This window comes from Nonomuraea maheshkhaliensis (assembly GCF_039529435.1).
Taxonomy (GTDB): Bacteria; Actinomycetota; Actinomycetes; order Streptosporangiales; family Streptosporangiaceae; genus Nonomuraea; species Nonomuraea maheshkhaliensis.
The window spans coordinates 21304-39788 of the sequence record NZ_BAAAMU010000033.1; the positions used below are offsets into that span (position 1 = coordinate 21304).

Annotated in this window: 19 protein-coding genes; 9 read left to right on the forward strand and 10 right to left on the reverse strand. The window is 69.9% G+C overall.

The window, feature by feature from the left end; translation table 11 throughout:
- Positions 1 to 34 precede the first annotated feature (34 nt).
- From ABFX54_RS22830 to ABFX54_RS22850, 5 genes are all read left to right on the forward strand, one after another.
- On the forward strand, positions 35 to 805 hold the full coding sequence (locus ABFX54_RS22830; RefSeq protein ID WP_346107819.1) for an IclR family transcriptional regulator: 771 nt from the start codon (positions 35 to 37) through the stop codon (positions 803 to 805).
- Between the two features lie 253 nt (positions 806 to 1058).
- Positions 1059 to 2456, forward strand: coding sequence for an SLC13 family permease (locus tag ABFX54_RS22835; protein WP_346107821.1), 1398 nt, complete (start codon positions 1059 to 1061; stop codon positions 2454 to 2456).
- Positions 2457 to 2498: 42 nt separating this feature from the next.
- Complete coding sequence (locus ABFX54_RS22840; protein ID WP_346107822.1) at positions 2499 to 4289, forward strand: thiamine pyrophosphate-binding protein; 1791 nt, start codon at positions 2499 to 2501, stop codon at positions 4287 to 4289.
- Complete coding sequence (locus tag ABFX54_RS22845) at positions 4286 to 5014, forward strand: class II aldolase/adducin family protein (protein WP_346107824.1); 729 nt, start codon at positions 4286 to 4288, stop codon at positions 5012 to 5014. The genes ABFX54_RS22840 and ABFX54_RS22845 overlap by 4 nt, the downstream gene beginning before the upstream one ends.
- Entirely contained in the window at positions 5014 to 6513 is a 1500-nt protein-coding gene (locus ABFX54_RS22850; RefSeq protein ID WP_346107826.1) for an aldehyde dehydrogenase family protein, read from the forward strand. Before ABFX54_RS22845 ends, ABFX54_RS22850 begins: the two co-directional genes overlap by 1 nt.
- Here ABFX54_RS22850 and ABFX54_RS22855 read toward each other — a convergent pair.
- Positions 6497 to 7378, reverse strand: a complete 882-nt coding sequence (locus ABFX54_RS22855) for a helix-turn-helix transcriptional regulator (protein ID WP_346107828.1) — start codon at positions 7376 to 7378, stop codon at positions 6497 to 6499. The genes ABFX54_RS22850 and ABFX54_RS22855 overlap by 17 nt on opposite strands.
- A 186-nt stretch (positions 7379 to 7564) precedes the next feature.
- Here ABFX54_RS22855 and ABFX54_RS22860 point away from each other — a divergent pair, with 186 nt between their 5' ends.
- Positions 7565 to 8401 (forward strand): SDR family oxidoreductase, encoded by an 837-nt coding sequence (locus ABFX54_RS22860; RefSeq protein ID WP_346107830.1) that lies wholly within the window; start codon positions 7565 to 7567, stop codon positions 8399 to 8401.
- Between the two features lie 50 nt (positions 8402 to 8451).
- On the opposite strand, the gene ABFX54_RS22865 is transcribed toward ABFX54_RS22860, so the two are convergent.
- Positions 8452 to 9825, reverse strand: coding sequence for an SGNH/GDSL hydrolase family protein (locus ABFX54_RS22865; RefSeq protein ID WP_346107832.1), 1374 nt, complete (start codon positions 9823 to 9825; stop codon positions 8452 to 8454).
- A gap of 50 nt (positions 9826 to 9875) precedes the next feature.
- Between ABFX54_RS22865 and ABFX54_RS22870 the strand changes: the two genes are divergently transcribed.
- A complete protein-coding gene (locus ABFX54_RS22870; RefSeq protein ID WP_346107834.1) occupies positions 9876 to 10025 on the forward strand; it encodes a hypothetical protein in 150 nt (49 codons plus the stop codon).
- 15 nt (positions 10026 to 10040) lie between these two features.
- Here ABFX54_RS22870 and ABFX54_RS22875 read toward each other — a convergent pair whose 3' ends face one another.
- From ABFX54_RS22875 to ABFX54_RS22895, 5 genes are all read right to left on the reverse strand, one after another.
- Positions 10041 to 10394 carry a VOC family protein gene (locus ABFX54_RS22875; RefSeq protein ID WP_346107836.1) on the reverse strand — a complete coding sequence of 118 codons (354 nt, stop codon included), beginning with the start codon at positions 10392 to 10394 and terminating at the stop codon, positions 10041 to 10043.
- 176 nt (positions 10395 to 10570) lie between these two features.
- Positions 10571 to 11287: a TetR/AcrR family transcriptional regulator gene (locus ABFX54_RS22880; RefSeq protein ID WP_346107837.1), complete on the reverse strand. Its 717-nt coding sequence runs from the start codon at positions 11285 to 11287 to the stop codon at positions 10571 to 10573.
- Positions 11284 to 11439: a hypothetical protein gene (locus ABFX54_RS22885; protein ID WP_346107839.1), complete on the reverse strand. Its 156-nt coding sequence runs from the start codon at positions 11437 to 11439 to the stop codon at positions 11284 to 11286. Before ABFX54_RS22885 ends, ABFX54_RS22880 begins: the two co-directional genes overlap by 4 nt.
- Before the next feature lie 2 nt (positions 11440 to 11441).
- Entirely contained in the window at positions 11442 to 12014 is a 573-nt protein-coding gene (locus ABFX54_RS22890) for an alpha/beta fold hydrolase (RefSeq protein WP_346107841.1), read from the reverse strand.
- 195 nt (positions 12015 to 12209) lie between these two features.
- A complete protein-coding gene (locus tag ABFX54_RS22895; protein ID WP_346107843.1) occupies positions 12210 to 12455 on the reverse strand; it encodes a hypothetical protein in 246 nt (81 codons plus the stop codon).
- A 424-nt stretch (positions 12456 to 12879) separates the two neighbouring features.
- On the opposite strand from ABFX54_RS22895, the gene ABFX54_RS22900 reads away from it, so the two are divergent.
- Both ABFX54_RS22900 and ABFX54_RS22905 read left to right on the forward strand, forming a co-directional pair.
- On the forward strand, positions 12880 to 13752 hold the full coding sequence (locus ABFX54_RS22900; RefSeq protein WP_346107845.1) for a helix-turn-helix domain-containing protein: 873 nt from the start codon (positions 12880 to 12882) through the stop codon (positions 13750 to 13752).
- Positions 13753 to 13779: 27 nt separating this feature from the next.
- The gene (locus ABFX54_RS22905; protein ID WP_346107847.1) at positions 13780 to 13980 is read left to right on the forward strand and encodes a DUF397 domain-containing protein; all 201 of its coding nucleotides are present in this window, start codon (positions 13780 to 13782) and stop codon (positions 13978 to 13980) included.
- 43 nt (positions 13981 to 14023) lie between these two features.
- Here the strand turns inward: ABFX54_RS22905 and ABFX54_RS22910 are convergent, their stop codons facing one another.
- The 3 genes from ABFX54_RS22910 to ABFX54_RS22920 form a co-directional block, all read right to left on the reverse strand.
- Complete coding sequence (locus ABFX54_RS22910; RefSeq protein WP_346107849.1) at positions 14024 to 15697, reverse strand: protein kinase domain-containing protein; 1674 nt, start codon at positions 15695 to 15697, stop codon at positions 14024 to 14026.
- 135 nt (positions 15698 to 15832) lie between these two features.
- Positions 15833 to 17023: an FAD-dependent monooxygenase gene (locus ABFX54_RS22915; RefSeq protein ID WP_346107851.1), complete on the reverse strand. Its 1191-nt coding sequence runs from the start codon at positions 17021 to 17023 to the stop codon at positions 15833 to 15835.
- Positions 17020 to 18414, reverse strand: a complete 1395-nt coding sequence (locus tag ABFX54_RS22920; RefSeq protein WP_346107853.1) for an MFS transporter — start codon at positions 18412 to 18414, stop codon at positions 17020 to 17022. Before ABFX54_RS22920 ends, ABFX54_RS22915 begins: the two co-directional genes overlap by 4 nt.
- Positions 18415 to 18485: the final 71 nt, after the last annotated feature.

An 18485-nucleotide genomic window follows, 5' to 3' on the forward strand; every position in this document is an offset into this window, starting at 1 on the left:
GCCCCCGTTCGCCGGGCCGGTAGCGTTCGTCCACATGACGGGAGCGGACAGGGAACGGCCCGCACCGCCGTATCCCATCGCATCGGTGGACCGCGCGCTCAGCCTCATCCAGATGCTCGCCGAGAGCCCCGAGGTGAAGCTCTCGGAGGTCAGGGCCCGGCTCGACGTCGGCCAGTCCACCGCCCACCGCCTGCTCGCGATGTTCGTCTACCGCGGGTTCGCGGTGCAAGACCCCCGCACCCGCAGCTACCGGGCCGGCCCCTACCTCCTCGACCTGCGCCGCGACACCGGCATCCGCTTCGACGTCGCCCGCGAGATCCGCCCCACCCTCGCCCACCTGGCCAAGGAGAGCGGCGAGACGGCGCACTTCGCCGTCCTCGACGGCACCGACGTGCGCTACATCGACGTCGTGGAGAGCACCCGCGCGCTGCGGGTCACCGGCCGGCAGGGCCGCACCATGCCCGCCCGCGACACCAGCATCGGCCGCGCCATGCTCGCCGCCGAGAGCGACGAGTGGGTCAGCGCCCGCTACGGCGCCCCCGCCCAGCTCGGCGACCACGACGTGACCGGCCACGAAACCCTCCTGCGCGAGCTGGCCAGGACCCGGGCCCGCGGCTACGCCCGCAACCGGGGCGAGGTCGAGCTGGGCGTCTGCTCCGTCGGCGTCGCCGTCGTCGACCCCGGCGGCGACCTGCTCGGCGGCCTGAGCATCGCCGCACCCGACTCCCGCTGGAGCCCGGCCCTGGAGAAGGCCCACGTCCAGCGGCTGCACGCCGCCGCCGCCCGCCTGGCCGGGCGCGAGTAACCACGCCACCCCCTCACCGCCCCCGCCGGGCGGATGTGTGCCGCGCCCGAAATACCCTGGAAACTTTCTGCTATGCAGAACGCGGAGTATCGACAGCAGACTGCACCGGCGCCTACAGTCCAGTGACCGGGCCGGGCGACCGCTGGACGCGAGACATCTGCCGGGCTCATGCCGCGGGAGCGGCCCGGTCGTCGGGGGGGCGAAATCCCGAGGGCTGGAATCCTCAACCAGCCGTGATGAACGGATCCAACTCATGCAAGTCCATCTGCTCGCCATCGGAGTGCTCGCACTCGCGTTCCTCCTCGGCGCACTGCGCGGCATCAACCTCGGCGCCGTCGCCCTCGTCGGCGGCGGGGCCATGGTCCTGCTCGTCACCGGAAAGGGCGTCGACGAGCTCTACGCCGCCTTCCCCGCCGACCTGTTCGTGCTGCTGATCGGGGTCACGTTCCTGTTCGGCATCGCCGCCGTCAACGGCACGATCGAATGGGTCGTCGACGTCCTCAGCCGGTCCGTACGCGGCCGCGCGTCCGTCATGCCCTGGCTGCTGTTCCTCATCGCCGGAGTCGTCACCAGCCTGGGCGCGCTCGCCCCCGTCGTCGTCGGCCTGGTCGCCCCCATCGGGATGCGGCTGGCCAAGAAGCACGGGATCAGCCCCAGGCTGGCCGGCCTGATGATCCTGCACGGCGCCTGCTGCGGCAACTTCTCACCCGTCAACCTGCTCGGCGCCACCGTCAACACCACCATCGAACGGGCCGGGCTCGACCCCAACCCCATCGCGCTGTTCCTGGCCAACATCGGCTACAACGTCATGCTCGGCGTCGTCATCTACTGCTTCTTCGGCGGCCTGAAGCTGTGGCGCGCCGAACGCGGCACCGCGGCCCTCCCCATCACCGCGCTCGCTGAGCCGGTCACCGCCACCGCGTCTACCACTGGCACCGCCGGCGTCACCGCGGCCGCGACCTCGGCCCGGATGACGGCCGCGTCCCCCGCGGGCTCCGGGACGCCGGCGACCGACCCGGCCGGCACGCCTGACACGCCTGACGCGCAGCCCCTGACCTTCGACCGGATCAAGGGCCTGACCCTCGCCGTCATCGTCGCCGTCGGCGCGATCGCCATGGTCGGCAAGGTCGACCTCGGCATCCTGGCCCTGTCCGCCTCCGTGCTCCTCATGGTGGTCGCCCCGAAGAGCTCGACCGGCGCCGCCAAGCGCATCGCCTGGGACGTCGTCCTGCTCATCTGCGGCGTCGTCACCTACGTCGGCCTGCTCAACGAGATCGGCACCATCAAGTTCGTCGGCGACGCCGCCAACAGCCTCGGCTCGCCGCTCGCCACCGCGTTCCTCATCTGCCTGATCGGCGCGGTCGTCTCGGCCTTCGCCTCCAGCGCCGGCATCATCGCCGTCCTCATCCCGCTCGCGATGCCGTTCCTGCTCAGCGGCCAGATCTCGGTGACCGGCATGGCCATCGCAGTGGCGATCAGCGCCACGGTCGTCGACTCCACCCCGTTCTCGACGATCGGCGCGGTCGTGCTGTCCAACGCCGACTCCGAGGACCGCCACTACACCTACCGCGGCTTCCTGTCCTGGGGCGCCCTCATGGTGGTGACCGCGCCGGTCCTCACCATGGCCTTCGTCCTTCCCGGACTGCTCTGATGGAAGCCACGCGCACCGCTCCGAAAGTCTGAAAGGCGATCGATGACCACCACCGACGACGTACGCGCGGACGCCGCACCACCGACCGGCCGCACCCCGCAATGGGGCAGCGACGCCATCGTCGACCTGCTGCAGCACGCCGGCATCCGGCACATCGCGCTCAACCCGGGCGCCAGCTTCCGCGGCCTGCACGACAGCCTGGTCAACTACGCCGGCGACGCGGGCCCGCACCTGCTGCTCTGCCTGCACGAGGAGCACGCCGTCGCCATCGCCCACGGCTGGGCCAAGGTGACCGGCGAGCCGATGGCGGTGGCGCTGCACAGCAACGTCGGCCTCATGCACGCCACCATGGCGCTCTACAACGCCTGGTGCGACCGCGTCCCCATGCTCGTCATCGGCGCCACCGGACCCCTCGACGCGGCCAAACGCCGGCCCTGGATCGACTGGATCCACACCGCCGCCGACCAACCGGCACTCGTCCGCAACTTCGTCAAATGGGACGACACCCCGACCTCGGTCCCCGCGTCCCTGGAGTCCCTCGCCCGCGCCTGGGACATCACCCGGACCGCGCCGACCGCGCCCACGTACGTCGTCCTCGACAGCGCCGTGCAGGAGCAGCAGCTCACCGACCCGCCCCAACCCCCTGCCATCAGCAAGGGGCGCGCCGCCGACCAGCCGACCGCGTCGGCGGACTCGATCGCCAGAGCCGCGGCCGTCCTGGCACGGGCCACCTCGCCCGTCATCCTCCTCGGCCCCGGCCGGCGCGACGAAACCGCCTGGACCAACCGGATCAAACTGGCCGAAGCGCTCGGCGCCCGCGTCATCACCGACCTCAAAGCCGGCTCCACCTTCCCCAGCCGCCACCCCGCCCACGTCCCGGGCCCCGGCTTCTTCCTCGGCCGGCACGCCCAGGAAGCCCTGCGCGCCGCCGACGCCGTCCTCGCCCTGGGCTGGATCGACCTCGCCGGCACCCTCGCCCAGGCCGCCGTGCCCGGCTCCACCGCCGTCGTCTCCGCGACCCTGGAACCGCTGCTGGCCAACGGCTGGAGCAAGGACCACCAAGGCCGCGCCCCTGCCGACGTGTGGCTCCCCGCCGAACCCGACACGGCCGTGGCGGACCTGCTCACCCACCTGACCCCCGGCCCCAGCACCCCCTTGAACCCCCGCCCCGCACCCGAACCGGCCACGGACGCCGGACCCATCGATCTGCCACACCTCAGCGCCACCCTGCGCTCGGTCCTGGACGGCGCCGACACCACCCTCGTCCGCCTCCCCCTCGGATGGGACGGAGACAGCTGGGACTTCGAGCACCCGCTCGACTATCTCGGCTACGACGGCGGCGGCGGAATCGGCTCAGGACCGGGCATGACCGTCGGCGCCGCACTCGCCCTGCGCGACAGCGGACGACTGCCCGTCTCCGTCCTCGGCGACGGCGACTACCTCATGGGAGTCCAGGCCATCTGGACCGCCGTCAACCAGCGCATCCCCGCCCTCATCATCGTCGCCAACAACCGCTCCTACTTCAACGACGAAGTCCACCAGGAGAAGGTCGCCCTCGTACGCGACCGCGACGTCACCCGCAAATGGGTCGGCCAGCGCATCGCCGACCCCGCCCCCGACCTCGCCGCACTCGCCCGCGCCCAGGGCGCCGTCGGCTACGGGCCCATCACCGGCCAGGCGGACCTCGCCGGCACCCTGCGCACCGCCGTCCAGGACACCCGCGCCGGCGCCACCGTCATCGTGGACGTGGTCGTCGAAACCGGCTACGCCCCCGCGATGGCCGCCGCACTCACCCGTGAAGACCGAGCCGACGAGGCTGGAAGGAAACCATGACCCACCCGCACCCGTCCGGCGCCGACCTGCGTGACGCCCTCACCGCCGCCAACCACATCCTGGTACGCGAAGGAGTCCTCGACGCCTTCGGCCACGTCAGCGCCCGCACCGCACCCGGCGCCGACACCTTCCTGCTCTCACGCAACCTCGCGCCGGGATCCGTGACACCGTCCGACCTGCTCGTCCACCACCTCGACGGCGAGAGCGACGACCCCCGCACCCCCTACCTCGAACGCTTCATCCACGCCGAGATCTACCGGCACCGCCCCGACGTCCTCGCCGTCGTGCACAGCCACTCACCCTCGGTCATCCCGTTCGGCGTCAGCGACACACCCCTGCGCCCGCTCGTCCACATGGCCGGCTTCCTCGCCGCCGAGCGCACCCCGATCTACGAGATCAGCGACCACGCCGGCGACGCCAGCGACCTCCTCATCACCTCACCGCGACTCGGCGCCTCCCTCGCGACCACCCTCGGCGGCGGCGCCGTCGCCCTGATGCGCGGCCACGGCTCCGTGACCGCCGGCCCCTCCCTCATGGACGTCGTCTACCGCGCCGTCTACACCGAGGTCAACGCCCGCATCCAGCTCCAGGCCCTGACCCTGGGCACCCCGCGCTACCTCAGCGCCGGCGAGGCCAAGGCCGCCGACCAGACCGTCGGCGCACAAGCCCGCCGCGCCTGGGACGTCTGGTGCCGCCAGGTCGCACAGGACGGGAACCACACCTGATGACCACCCAGCACATCACCGCACCCCGGCAGGAACGCCGCCACGAGATCGACGACGTGCTCGGGCGGCCCTTCCTCATGCTGATCGGCGGCCGGCCCACCGCCGCCACAGACGGAGCCACGTTCACCACCACCGACCCCTACACCGGCGACGCGCTCGCCACGGTCCCCGACGCCCAGCCGGCCGACGTGGACGCCGCCGTCGAAGCCGCCGAGCAGGCACGCGCCGGCTGGCGCTCCACCCCGGTCGCCGAACGCGCACGCCGCGTCCTCGCCCTCGCCGACGCCGTCGAGGAGCACGCCGAAGAGCTCGCGCTCCTGGACACGCTCGACGTCGGCTCCCCCATCACCAACGCCCGCACCGACGTCCGCATCGCCGTCGAGCAGATGCGCATGTACGCCGGGCTCGCCCTGGAGCTGAAAGGCCAGACCATCCCGGGCTCCGGAGCCGTGCACCTGACCCTGCGCGAACCGGTCGGCGTCGTGGCCAAGATCTTCCCGTTCAACCACCCGCTGATGTTCGCCTGCCGCGTCGCGGCACCCCTCATCGCCGGCAACCCGTGCGTCATCAAGCCGCCCGAGGCTGGACCCCTGTCGACGCTGCGGCTCGGCGAACTGGCCCGCGACCTCCTCCCGCCAGGCGTGCTCAACATCGTCGTCGGCGACGGCCCCGCGGTCCCCGACCGGATCGTGCGCCACCCCGCCGTCCGCCGCATCGGATTCATCGGATCCGAGCCCACCGGCCGCGCCATCCAGCGCGCCGCGGCCGAATCCGGCGTCAAACACGTCACCCTGGAACTGGGCGGCAAGAACGCGATGATCGTCTTCGACGACGCCCCCGTCACCGAGGCCGCGCGCAGCGCCGTCGCGGGCATGAACTTCATGTGGGCCGGCCAGTCCTGCGGCTCCACCTCACGCCTGCTCATCCACGACAGCGTGTACGACGACGTCCTCGCCGAAGTCACTCGCGCCGTCGACGAGATCCGCCTCGGCGACCCCCTCGACCCCACGACCACCCAGGGCACCATGGTCGACCGGCGCGCCCAGGCCAAGGCCCTCGGCTACGTCAAGATCGCCCTCGACGACGGCGCCCGGCTCGTCCGCGGCGGCACAACCCCACCAGCCGCCGAACCGGCCGCCTTCGTCGCACCGACGATCCTGGCCGACGTCACCCCCGCCGCCCGCGTCGCCCAGGAAGAAATCTTCGGCCCCGTCCTGTCCGTCCTGCGCTTCCGTACCGAGCAAGAGGCGATCCAGATCGCCAACGACGTCCGCTACGGCCTCACCGGAGCCGTCTGGACCAACGATCTCGACCGGGCCTTCCGCGTCGCCGAAGCGATGGAAGCCGGCTTCACCTGGATCAACGGATCCGGAGCCCACTTCCCCAACGTGCCCTACGGCGGCGTCAAAGCCTCCGGCGTCGGCGCCAAGGAAGAATGCCTCGAAGAACTCCTCTCCTACACCACGGAGAAGGTCATCAACATCATGATCCGACGCTAGGACGCGACAGCACGCCGACCGGCTCACTCCACCGGGCGAGCAGCCGCAACGCCATCTCCGACGGGCTGCCGGGCTCGACGTCATAGACGAACAACGTCTGATCGGGATCATCGGCCAGGATGAGCGCCTGATAGGTGACCGTGAGATCACCGACCAGGGGATGGTGATACTCCTTGCTCCCCGTGGTGCGCCGATGCACCTTGTTGTCCGACCAGTAACGCCGGAACGCCTCACTCCGGATGGACAGATCACCGACCAGCGCACTCAGCGCCGGGTCCTCCGGATGGCGACCGGCGTCACGGCGGAGCATGGCGGCCGTGTCGGCGGCGACGGCCGCCCAGTTCGCGTACAACTCCCGCGCGTGCGGATCAAGAAAGACGAAACGCGCCTGATTACGCTCCGCCGCCGGCAACGCCCGGAAATCGGCGATCAGCCGCCCGGCCAGCCGATTGTGCGCCAGCACATCCAACCGGCGCCCCAGAACGAAAGCCGGCCGCCGCGCCCCCTCGAAAACCTCCAGCAACCGCCAGGTAGCGGGGTGAACCCGCTGCGGGCGCGGACGCCGACGACGCCGCGCAGGCTGAGGACGCGCGAGAACATGCAGATGCTCACGCTCGGCGTCGTCCAGGCGAAGCGCCGTGGCCAGCGCGTCCAGCACCTCAGGCGAAGCGCTCCGGCTACGACCCTGCTCCAGACGGGTGTAGTAATCCACGCTCACCCCGGCGAGCCGCGCCAGCTCCTCACGCCGCAACCCCGACACCCGGCGCCGCCCCAGCACCGGCTCCTCGATCCCCGCCTCCTCCGGGCCGAGCCGGGAGCGGGCCGAACGCAGGAACTGGGCGAGCGGACTGTGGTCACGGTCCATACCCCCAGTGTCACCCCTTCGCGCGAGGCGGCGTTCCGCCAGGGTGGCCCAAACTGTCCCCCGATCCCCTGGGCCAGGATGAGGCCCGTTTTCGCAGCTCAGGGCTGGTTCAGTGGAAGCCGGGCACGAGACGGGAAACGACCCGCCCCGGCCCCGTCCGCTCATCGGCACGAAGGAGCCACGCACATGTCCACCTGGTTCATCACCGGCGCCTCCAGGGGCCTCGGCCTGCACCTCGCCCGCACCGCCCTCGCCCACGGCGACACCGTGGTGGCGGCCGTCCGCGACCCCGCCCGCCTGCCCGGCGACCTCCAGCGGTCCGACCGGGTGCTCAGCGTCCGCCTCGACGTCACCCGCGACGACGAGATCACCCAGGCCGTCGAAACGGCCGTCCAGCGCTACGGCAGCATCGACGTCCTGGTCAACAACGCCGGCCGCGGCCTGCTCGGCGCACTGGAGGAGATCACCGACGCCGAAGCCCGCTCCCTGTTCGACCTCAACGTCTTCGCTCTCATCAACCTCACCCGCGCCGTCCTGCCCGGCATGCGCGCCGCGGGCGGCGGAAAGATCGTCAACATCGGATCCCGGTCCGGCTTCGAAGGCGAACCAGGCGTGAGCATGTACTCCGCCTCGAAATTCGCCGTCGCCGGCCTCAGCGAAGCGCTGTCGGCCGAACTGGCGCCGTTCGGCATCCAGTGCATGGTCGTCGAGCCCGGTGTCCTGCGTACCGACTTCCTCGACACCAGCTCCCTGTCCACCGCCGGACACCGCATCGACGCCTACGACGGCACCCCCGCCCACGTCACCCTCGACTGGGCCGGCACCGCCAACCACACCCAGCTCGGCGACCCGATCAAAAGCGCCGCCCTGATCTACGAAGTCACCAGTCAGAATGAACTCCCGGGACACCTGTACCTCGGACCCGACACCCTCGAACGACTCCAGGTCACCCTCGACCGCATCGAGAGGGACATGGCCCCATGGCGCGACAAGTCCGCCGCCACCGCGTACGACGCCGCCTGACCCACCTTCACGACGACACGTCCGGCCCCCGAACAGCCGGACGCGCAGCCTCAGGAAATGGTCAGCGTGCCGTCCGCGTTACGGGCACACCCGACGACCGCACGCGGCGCCGCGGCGAAAGCACCGGCCAGACACTGACCGAGCACCGCATGACCCGCGGCGTTAGGGTGCCACGACTCCTGACACGTCTGGAAATAGGTGACACATGTATTCGCCGCCCGCTGGATACCGATCTTGTCCCAGCCGGACAGACTCGTGATGAACGTACCGGACGGCCCATCCTGCACCCGCACCGGCGTGGCCAGCGCACCCCCCGGACTACCCGGATTCTCACACAACCTGGCCCCGTCGAAAGCCCGCTGAACATCCAGCACCCGCACATCAGCCGCCGGACGCTCAGCCGCCAGCACGGCCTGCGCATTCCGCACCAGAGACCCCAGACTCTCCGAGAACACCTGCCCAGGACCAAGACTCGCCCGATGAATCGGACACCCAGCCGCATACCGCTCCGCACCCAGAGCACGGAACTTGTCACGAGTGTCGGAACGGTTGTCCTCCTCGTGATACTGCGCGGCGAGCTCCGGCGGCAACGGATTCGTATACGTCTGCAGAATCACCTGATGACTGCCATCAGCATCAACCTGCGCCAGAGTGTCCAGAATCAACCGCAAAGCCGCCGTCGTCTCAGCAGTAGCGGCCTCGACCTCGGCACCGGTGGCCAGATCCGAAGCCGTACAGGGCCGCTGCGGCACCTCACCCTTCAGATAGGCCCAGAACTCCCACCACCCCGTCCAGGCATCCGCGATGAACCGATTGGCACACAACGTGGCCACATCACCAAAGGTGAACTGCGTGTTGTTCGACCCGAGACCGACCAGCACCACATCGATGTCATGCGTCCGCGCGACGGCACGCAACTGATCGAGCTGCGAAGCGACCGCCCGCCCCTCGGCCCGAGCACCCGACGGAGCCGCGATGTCAGCCGGCTGAGCACCGGAGCACGCCAGGTTGAAACGCTGCTGAATCCCCGGAAGCGCCGCCGCGAACACCGACGCGTTCGCCGACCGATGACAGAAATAGGCGTTGCTGTTGGCCGCCGACCACCCGGGGAAACTCTGCGCCGTACCGGAGGCATCGACGACGGGCTGATAGCTTCCCGCACCCTCGCCGCTGACGAAACTGTCGCCGAGCGCGACGGCGGCGGTGGGCAGAGCCGCCCGCGCCGGCCCGCCCTGCGCCACCTGGACACCCGCCACACTCACCAGGAGCGCGACGACCGCGGCGGCACGCTGTAATAACCCCATAACCACCCTATTTCCTACTAAACGAGTACGAAATACGCGTAAGTGGATCACAACACGCCGCACCAACCGCGTCAACAGCTCGCCTCCGAGAAGGCCGACCTGCTCGCTGAGGTGGAACAACTCGCCGCCCTTGACAGGGGCGGCAATAGGAGCGGGGGACACCGTAGGCGATGGCCTCCGCCGCCCAGATGGGCATCTCCGGGGTCAGCGCCCACCGCCACCTCGAACACCTCACCGCCATCGGCGCCGCCAAGGTCTCCCCGCGCTACGGCGGCACCGGCCGCCCGGACCGCCGCTACCGCCGGCATCACCCCTCCTAGACTGCCGGCCTCCGCTCAGCTCTTCCGCTCACCCAGGACGCAGAACTCGTTGCCCTCCGGGTCGAGGAGGGTCACCCAGTGCTGCTCGTCCTGCACCGCGTCGACGCGCCGGGCACCGAGGGAGAGCAGCCGGGCGACCTCGGCCTCCTGGTCGTCGGGGCGGAAGTCGGGGTGGAGCCGGTTCTTGGACGTCTTCCCCTCGGCGACGGGCACGAAGAGCAGCCCCGGCATCCGGTCCGGCTCAGGCCGGACCTCGATGATCTCCTCAGATTCGTCGACCACAACCCAGCCGAGAGCCTCAGCCCACCAGCGCCCGAGAGCGACAGGGTCGGCGGAGTCGACGATGATCTGTTCCCATTCCAGTGCCATGGGCTTGAGCATAGACAGGACCGGCGGCCCGGCCCCGGAGGGGTCGATCATGTTCGTGATCCCGGAAGTGGACCGGGCAGGCGAGAGGCGGGCAGTGCACGAGCTGTCTTCCAGTCGTACGGGCGTAGCCCGTGCCTTTGGAGCGGTTTGCTGTGGATTGCGTTTACCGACCGCCTTTACATTGTAGATTTTGTCCGATATTTCACCACATCGGATGGATCACCGTGGGCGGCAGCCTCGGTGCCGTTCGAGGTGTCAAAACCGTGCAGTAGCGCGGTGAGGCCCGCCTCGAAGTGGTCGTCGAGGGTGGTGGCGTCGGCGGCTTCGGCGAGCAGGTTGTAGTCGGGGCTGCCGCGCTCGGGCTTGCGACTGCGCCGACCGGCCCCGAGCGTGGTCGTGGCGATGGAGAGCGCGTGTCCGATGGTGAACTCGCGCAGGCGGCGGAAGAGGCGCAGGGCCTGCGCCGGAGAGATGCCGTCGTCGCGGAGCTTGGTGAGCATCTTCACGCCGGTGTCGATGGAGGTGGGCGAGCGTACGGGCCGGGTCGCGAATACCTGTACTGCGCGGGGGTGGCGCAGGAGCGTGTCGCGTAGCCGCAGGCAGTAGTCGCGTGCCGGCTGCCGCCAGGGGCCGTCCCAGGGCAAGGTGCCGGCGTCGATCTCGGCGAACATCGCCTCGGCGACGCCGCCGAAGAGATCCTCCTGATCGGCGTAGTAGCGGTGGACGGCCATCGGATCGAAGCCTACGGCGGTGCCGAGCTTGCGCATGGAGAACTTGCGCAGGCCGTGGGTGTCGATGAGGGCGAGCGCGGCCGCGGCGAGGTATTCGCGGGTGAGGGTGGGCCGCGTGGGCGGTTTCGGCAGCCTGCCCGGCGGGCTGGGGTCGGCTGTCATGACGGGAAGCCGTCCAGGATCTTCGTGAGCGTCGCGCTGAAATCCTCCGACTGCCGCAGGTACGGAACGTGGCCGCCGGGGAGCTCCAGGCAGGGTACGCCGAGCCGCTCGGACAGCAGGTGCGCGGGCCGCGTGGTAGGGCTTGCCGACACTGTCACAACCGGTGGCCAGGCGCCAGGGCGCCGTGGTGGCGGCAAGCGCGGCCAGGTCGGGCTGGTAGGCGAGACAGAACGCGGGCAGTTCGCGGCGCATCGTCAGGTCGGCGTTGCGGAACTGGCGGGTGAACACGTCCGGCTCGCGCCGGGTGAGGGACCGCGCCAGGCTCCCGTACCCGATCCCGGCTGTCGGGCGCAAGGAGCTGGACCAGCGGCGGCTCGTGCGCGACCGCGCCCAGCAGGCGGCCGGCGTGCCGGGCCACCATCTCCAGGGCGATGATCGCACCACTGCTGTTGCCGAAGACGTACGCGCGCTCGAAACCGTAGTGGTCGAGGACGGCGATCGCGTCGTCGGTCTGCCGGTTGACCGCGATCGAGGCGCGCGGCTCGGTGAACGGGCTGCGGGAGTTGCCGCGCCGGTCGTAGGCGATCACGGTGAAGGCCCTGGCCAGCAGCGGGATCACGTCGACGTACATGCCCGCGTCGCCTCCCCCGCCGGAGACCAGCAGTGCGGGCCCGATGCCGGTGCGTTCGACGTGCAGCCGCGCGCCGGGCACGACGACCCATGTCATCTTCCATGACTCATCGCTCTGTCTACGCTGTAGCCGATGTCTACATCGTAGACAGAGATCAGAGACTGCTCCGCACCGAGAAGCGGCAATGGCGACTTTCGGCTGGTACGCCCTGTGTGCGGCGCGCCTGCCGCGCGACAACCAGGCGGGCGCGGGCGATGGCGAGTCGACGCCGATGCCGTAGCAGTGATCGTCTCAGGTGCCCGTTCCGGAACCTCCGTCGTTCTTGACAGGTGGGTCCGGTGCCCTGATCGCGCCCGTCGCCGTGAAGTACGCGGCGAAGGCCATGGAGACCGCCATAAAGGCCCCGCCTGCCGCGGCGAACGCCGCGAGCGGCTCCGCCCCGAGTTCGCGGGTGAAACAGTACGCGATCAGTCCTGCGATGAAGGCCGTCTCCATCGCGTGAACCAGCCAGTGCAGAACCCGTACAGCATGGACCATGGTCGGGGCCCTCTCCTTTCGCCACGCGACTCGACACGCAAGCGACAAGGAAGCCGGGAACGCGGAACCCGCCTTGCGCTTGACGGTGCAGCACGGATGTCCCAGGTGCATGGACGCGGCGCAGGATCAGAGGCACGGCAGTGGGCCCGACTGGCGCTCGAAACCGAGCTGCGGGGATGGGACGACGCCACCAGCCAGACGGGCTTCTTCGTCCGACACGGCGCCACGTCGTCCATCCTTCCTTGATTGTGATGCCCAGTGGGCTACCCTCAGGGTATGGCGCTGGGAAGCTCAGCGGGATTCCCGCCGGGAACAGTGTCGGGAATCTCAGCGGTACATAGTTGATACGTCCCGGTGAGGCTTCCGATCGTACGACTTCTGGTAGGGCATGATCGTTCGACACGCTCGGAGAGGAGGCCTCCCGGTGACACAAGGCAGCCCTGCCGTGTTCCGCAGCCGCATCCTGAGCGAGCTCCGCAAGCGGCGTGACGCGGTCGGCCTCACCGGCCCTCAGGCGGCGAAGACCCTCGGCTGGTCGACCTCGCGGTTCTCGCGCCTGGAGACCGGACAGATCCTGCTCAACATCAAAGACGTGGAGTCGCTGCTCGATCTCTACGAAATGCCTGAGCCGGACCGCACTCTCCTGCTCGAACTGGTTCCCAAGGCGTCGGTCCCGGAATGGTGGGAGCCGTACGCCGAGGCGATCCCCGTTCAGTACCGGGAATATCTCGGCTTCGAGAGCGGGACGGTGGAACGATGGGAATGGCAGTCACTGGTGATATCCGGGCTGCTACAGACGGAAGATTACTCTCAGGCGCTCATCGACGTCCCTCACATCGCTCAGCTGACACCCCGGCAGGTCCGCCGGCGCGTGGAGATTCGCATGGCCCGTCAGCGGCGATTCATCGACGATCCTTCCACCGTCCACAACGTCGTCATGGACGAGTCGGTGCTGGCCCGCCGGATCGGTGATGACGCCATCATGAAGGCCCAGCTCCGCCACATCGTGGAGCTGGCGAAGCTGCCCAATCTCAACATCCAGATCCTGCTCAACAGCAGGGGCCTCCCCGGAGGCTACATGTCGAACTTCATTCTGCTGAGGTTCCCGGAAATCGAAGGCCTCGGCGAGCTGCACCCCGACGTTCTTTACCAGGAGGACGACGCGGGTGGGCAACTGGATGCCGATGAAATGAGGGCACACCGTTATTTCATGGCATTCAAGTATCTGTCGGAAGCCGCATTGAGCTCTCGGGACACGATCCACTACATCGAGGAGCGCATGCGAAAATGGAAATAAGTTACTCGATCATCAGGTAAAGGAACCATGAACGACTCCACCAGCCCTGTCTTCAACAACTGGCACATGAGCTCTTACTGCGGGACCAATGGCGAGTGCGTCGAGGTCGCGGCGACGAACGGGCGGGTTGCGATACGCGATTCTAAGAATCCGGACATGGGCATGCTCGTCATGCCGGAAGCCGACTTCGAGAACCTTCTTTCTCGCATAAAGAAGGGCATCGTCTAGCGTTCGGCCCGGGGCCTGCGCTTGCCGGAGGCAGGCCCCGGGGTCAGCCGTTGAGTCTGGTCGCCTGCATGGTGCTCAGCCGCCGCACCGACCAAGCGGTGACGATCGTCGTCGGCACGGCCAGTACGTGCAGGGTGAGGCTGGCCCAGACGTCCGGTGTGAACTCGTACATCCAGATCAGGTCGTCGTCCGTCGTGCGGTCGTGGTGCGTCGCGAGGAGTGCCGTCCACTCGACCCAGAACAGGGGCCAGGTCAGGAAGGTGACCAGCCACAGGACCCACCAGGTGTGCAGGAGACCGGCCGGGGCCGTCGTGCCGACGCGTTCGGGCGGACTGGAGGCGTGCCAGATGTCGTCGGCGATCTGCTTCGGCAGCCACAGGTTGCCGATCGGGATGAACCAGCCGTAGACGGCCATGGCTTGGCTGTGGCGCAGCCGGCCAGGCGCGAGCCGTTCGGCGACGGCCCGGACCCGGAAGAACCACAGCAGCCAGCCCGCCGTCAATCCCAGGCCGGAGACCACCTGGGCCGCCAGCATGATCTTGCTGACCGTCTCGATCTCCTCGAAGACCTCCGGGTCATACCACCGTCCTGCGTCGTCGAAGACATCGAGCTGGTAGACCACGGTGCTCGCGGAGACCAGGGCGAAGAGGGCAAGCAGCACATGGACGACGATCTCGTGGCCGGTGGCACGGTACGGCTTGCTGCCGTTGCGCAGCCGGCGGCGTTCGTCGGCCAGCAAGGGCTGGAGCGCTCGCGGCTGATCCGCGTGCTTGGGCGGTGGTGGCGCCATCGTACGGGAGCCGCCGGTGCCGGGCCCGGTGGCCGGGTCGTGCGGGGCGGTCAGCGCCAGGGTCCGGCGTTCGGCGATGACCTGAGTGAGCGCCTCCGGCAGCCACGGCCCCTGGCCGGGCGCGGCGAGCGCGGTGAGGTGGGTCAGCACGTGCTCCAGGCCGGGCCGGGCGGCGGGATCCTTGGCCAGGCAGGCCGCCACCAGAGCGGCCAGTGGGGCGGGCACTCCGCGCAGGTCGGGGTCGGCGTGCACCACGCGGAAGACGACCGCGTGAACGGGCCCCGACCCGAAGGGGCTGCGGCCGGTCGCGGCGAAGGCGAGCACGCAGCCGAGCGAGAACACGTCCGAGGGCGGCCCGACCTCCTGTGCCATGGCCTGTTCGGGAGACATGAACGCGGCGGTGCCCAGCACGGTGGAGGTGCGGGTGTGGCTGGTGGCATCCAGGGCGCGGGCGATGCCGAAGTCGATCAGGCGGGGCCCGTCCTCGGCGAGGATGACGTTGGCGGGTTTGAGGTCGCGGTGCACCATCTCGCAGGCGTGCACGGCGGCGAGCCCTTCGGCCAGCCCGGCTCCCAGCACCGCGGCCGGCTCCAGGGACAACGGCCCATGGTCTTCGATGGCCTGGTGCAGGGAGGGGCCGGGGATGTAGGCGGTGGCCAGCCACGGCCGGGCGGCGTCGGTGTCGGCGTCCACGACCTGGGCGGTGTAGAAGCCGCCGACCTTGCCGGCGGCCTCCACCTCCGAAGCGAAGCGGCGCCGGAAGTCCGCGTCGTCGGCCAGTTCGGGGCGTACCACCTTCACGGCCACCAGGCGCCCGCCCGGCGAACGGCCCAGGAACACCTGTCCCATCCCGCCCCCGCCGAGCCGTGCGTGCAGCCGATAAGGGCCCACCTGGGTCGGGTCGCCGTCATGTAGGGGGTTGGCCATGGCACCGCTTCCGCATTGAGATCCTTGCCGGTTGCTGACAATGATCCCAAAAGGTGCGCTCTCCGGAGGAGATCTTCGACGTTCGGCGCGAGGACGAGGGTGGCGCTCCCCGAACCTGTGGACGCTGGGATCGGGTCAGTCGGGCAAGGTGAGGGCCGAATGGGCTGAAATCGCCTCCGCGCCCCGCAGGGTGGTGAGCCCGCGCAGCATCTCGTTGCGCTGCTCCAGGGCCTCGGCGGTGGTCGGGAAGAGGGTGGCGCCGCCCTCGTTCACCAGGTCCTGGTTCAGGGTGACGAACTCCCGCGTGTCGCGTTCGTACGCGGCGAAGCCCGCGATGTGGTCCTGGCCCGCCAGGGAGCCGGCCAGCATGTACGCCCCGACGAGCGCGAGGCTGGTGCCCTGCCCGGTGAGGAACGAGGGCGCGTACGCGGCGTCGCCCACCAGCGCGACCCGGCCGCTGGACCAGCGGGGCAGCCGGATCTGGGCGACCGTGTCGAAGAACAGGTCGTCCGCCTCGCGCATGGCGGCCAGCATGCCGGGAACCTCCCATCCCGCGTCGGCGAACACCGACGCGACCAGGTCCCGCTGCGCGTCGGGGGTCGGGAACTCGTCGAACGGCGGCCGGGGACGGGCGAAGTTCAGGAACGCGTGCACCTGGTCGTCGTCGTCCCCGGTGGCGTAGAGGGCGGCGGCCCGGCCGGGGGTGTTCCACATGACGAGTTCCCGGGAGAGCCCGAACGTGTTGCGCATGGTGAACACGGCGAAGCAGTAGCCGAGGTACCGGTCGAAGAGGTGCTCGGGGCCGAACAGCCGCTCCCGGGTGCGCGAGTGCATCCCGTCCGCGCCGAAGACCAGGTCGAACGTGCGCCGGGCGCCGCCGCGGAAGGTGACGTCCACGCCGTGACCGGACTGGTCGAGCGTGTCGATGGAGTCGCCGAACATGAATTCGGCGTCGTCGCGGACCGTCGCGTGCAGGGCGTCGCTCAGGTCACCGCGCCGCACTTCGAGGTCTCGTCCCTCGGTGTCGCCGGTGACGGTGCCGGGGCTGACCGAGGCCACCTGGCCGCCGTCCTCGTCCAGGAAGGTCATCCGGCGCAGGTCGACGTGCGCGTCGCGCAGGCGCGGCAGGATGCCCATGCGCTCGGCCACGTCGAGCGCGGTGCCGCGCACGTCGATCGGGTAGCCGCCGTTGCGGACGGTGGCCGCCTTCTCCACCACCGTGACGGCGAATCCGCGGCGGTTCAGCCAGTACGCCAGGGCGAGCCCCGCGACGCTGGCCCCCGACACCAGGACCTCGCGCTTCCGCGCGCTGTGGATGTTCGTCATTGTTCTTCTCCTTTGTCCAATGTGCGAACGGCGAGCAGCGCCAGTGCCGTGACGGCGCTCGCGATGCCGAAGCCGATGATGAAAGCCGATTCGTCCGGGACGTCCGCCCCGGAGGGGGTCATGGCGGTGAGGAGGATGCCGCCGAGCTGCGCGCCCGCGGTGAAGCCGATCACGCGGGTCACCAGGATCAGGCTGGTGGCGGTGCCGGTGCCGCCGCCGTCGCCGGTGGTGGCGGTCTTGACGACCACCGCCGTGACGCAGATGCCGCTGGCCAGGGAGATCAGCATCTTGCCGATGACGAGCTGCCAGACCTCGCCGTGCAGCAGCGCCAGGGCCGCCAGTGTGGCCATGGTCCCCGCGATGCCGGCGGCGACCGCCGTGCGCGCGCCGAACCGCCGCGCCGCGAACCCGGCGATCGGGCCGCTGACCGCCGCCGCGACGGCGCTGGGCAGCAGGTACAGGCCCATGTCGCTGGCACTGGCGCCGAAACCGTAGGAGTCGGCGGGCACCGCGAACAGCTGCGGGACGAGGTACATGGACGCCGCGGTGCCGAGGCAGACGGCGAAGGTGATCGCGTACGAGCTCCACATCCCCGGCCGCGCGAGCAGGCGCAGGTCGACCATCGGCGCGGCCGAGCGGCGCTCGACCCGGATCCAGCCGATCACGAGGCCGGCCAGGAGCAGGACGAGGGCGGCGAATTCGAGCGGCCGGCGGCCGGCCTCGGGCACCATCGGGAGCACCAGCATGAGCGTCAGCAGGGCGGCGCTCATGAGCACCAGGCCGGGCCAGTCGATCCTGGCGTCGGACCGGGCGGGCGGGTCGTCCGGGATCAGCCGGTGGACGAGCACGGTCGCCACGGCGATGGCGAGCGTCGGTATCGCGAACATCCAGTGCCGCGACAGGCCCTCCGCGATGGGCCCGGAGATCATCGAGCCCACCAGGTTGCCGCCCACGAACATGCCGCTGACCACGCCGATCGCCGCGTGGGCCGACCCGGGGGGAAGGTACTTGCGTACCAGGATGAACGACAGCGGCATCGCGCCCACCATCGCACCCTGCAGGATCTGCCCGGCCAGCAGCACCGGCAGGCTGGGCGCCAGCGACGACACCAGGCCGCCGGCCAGCACCACCGTCATCAGCCGGGTCATGACCCGCCTTCCGCCGAAGCGGTCGCCGAGGGTGCCCGAGACGGGCAGCAGGAGGGCGCCGCTGATGAGCAGCGCGGTGCTGAGCAAGGCCCCCTGGGCCGGGCTCAAGGCCAGCTCGCGTTGCAGCATCGGGAGCGTCGGCGTCAGCACCGACTCCAGGGCGCCGGTGGCGATGGCCAGCAGGCACAGGGCGCCGATGGCGGCCTTCCCGATGCCGACCGGTGGAGCCAGAGATGTAGTCATGGACGTCCTTTCCTGGTGACCGGGCGAGCGGCGCGCGCGGCCCAGAACTGCTGCTGAGGGACGTGCTCGGA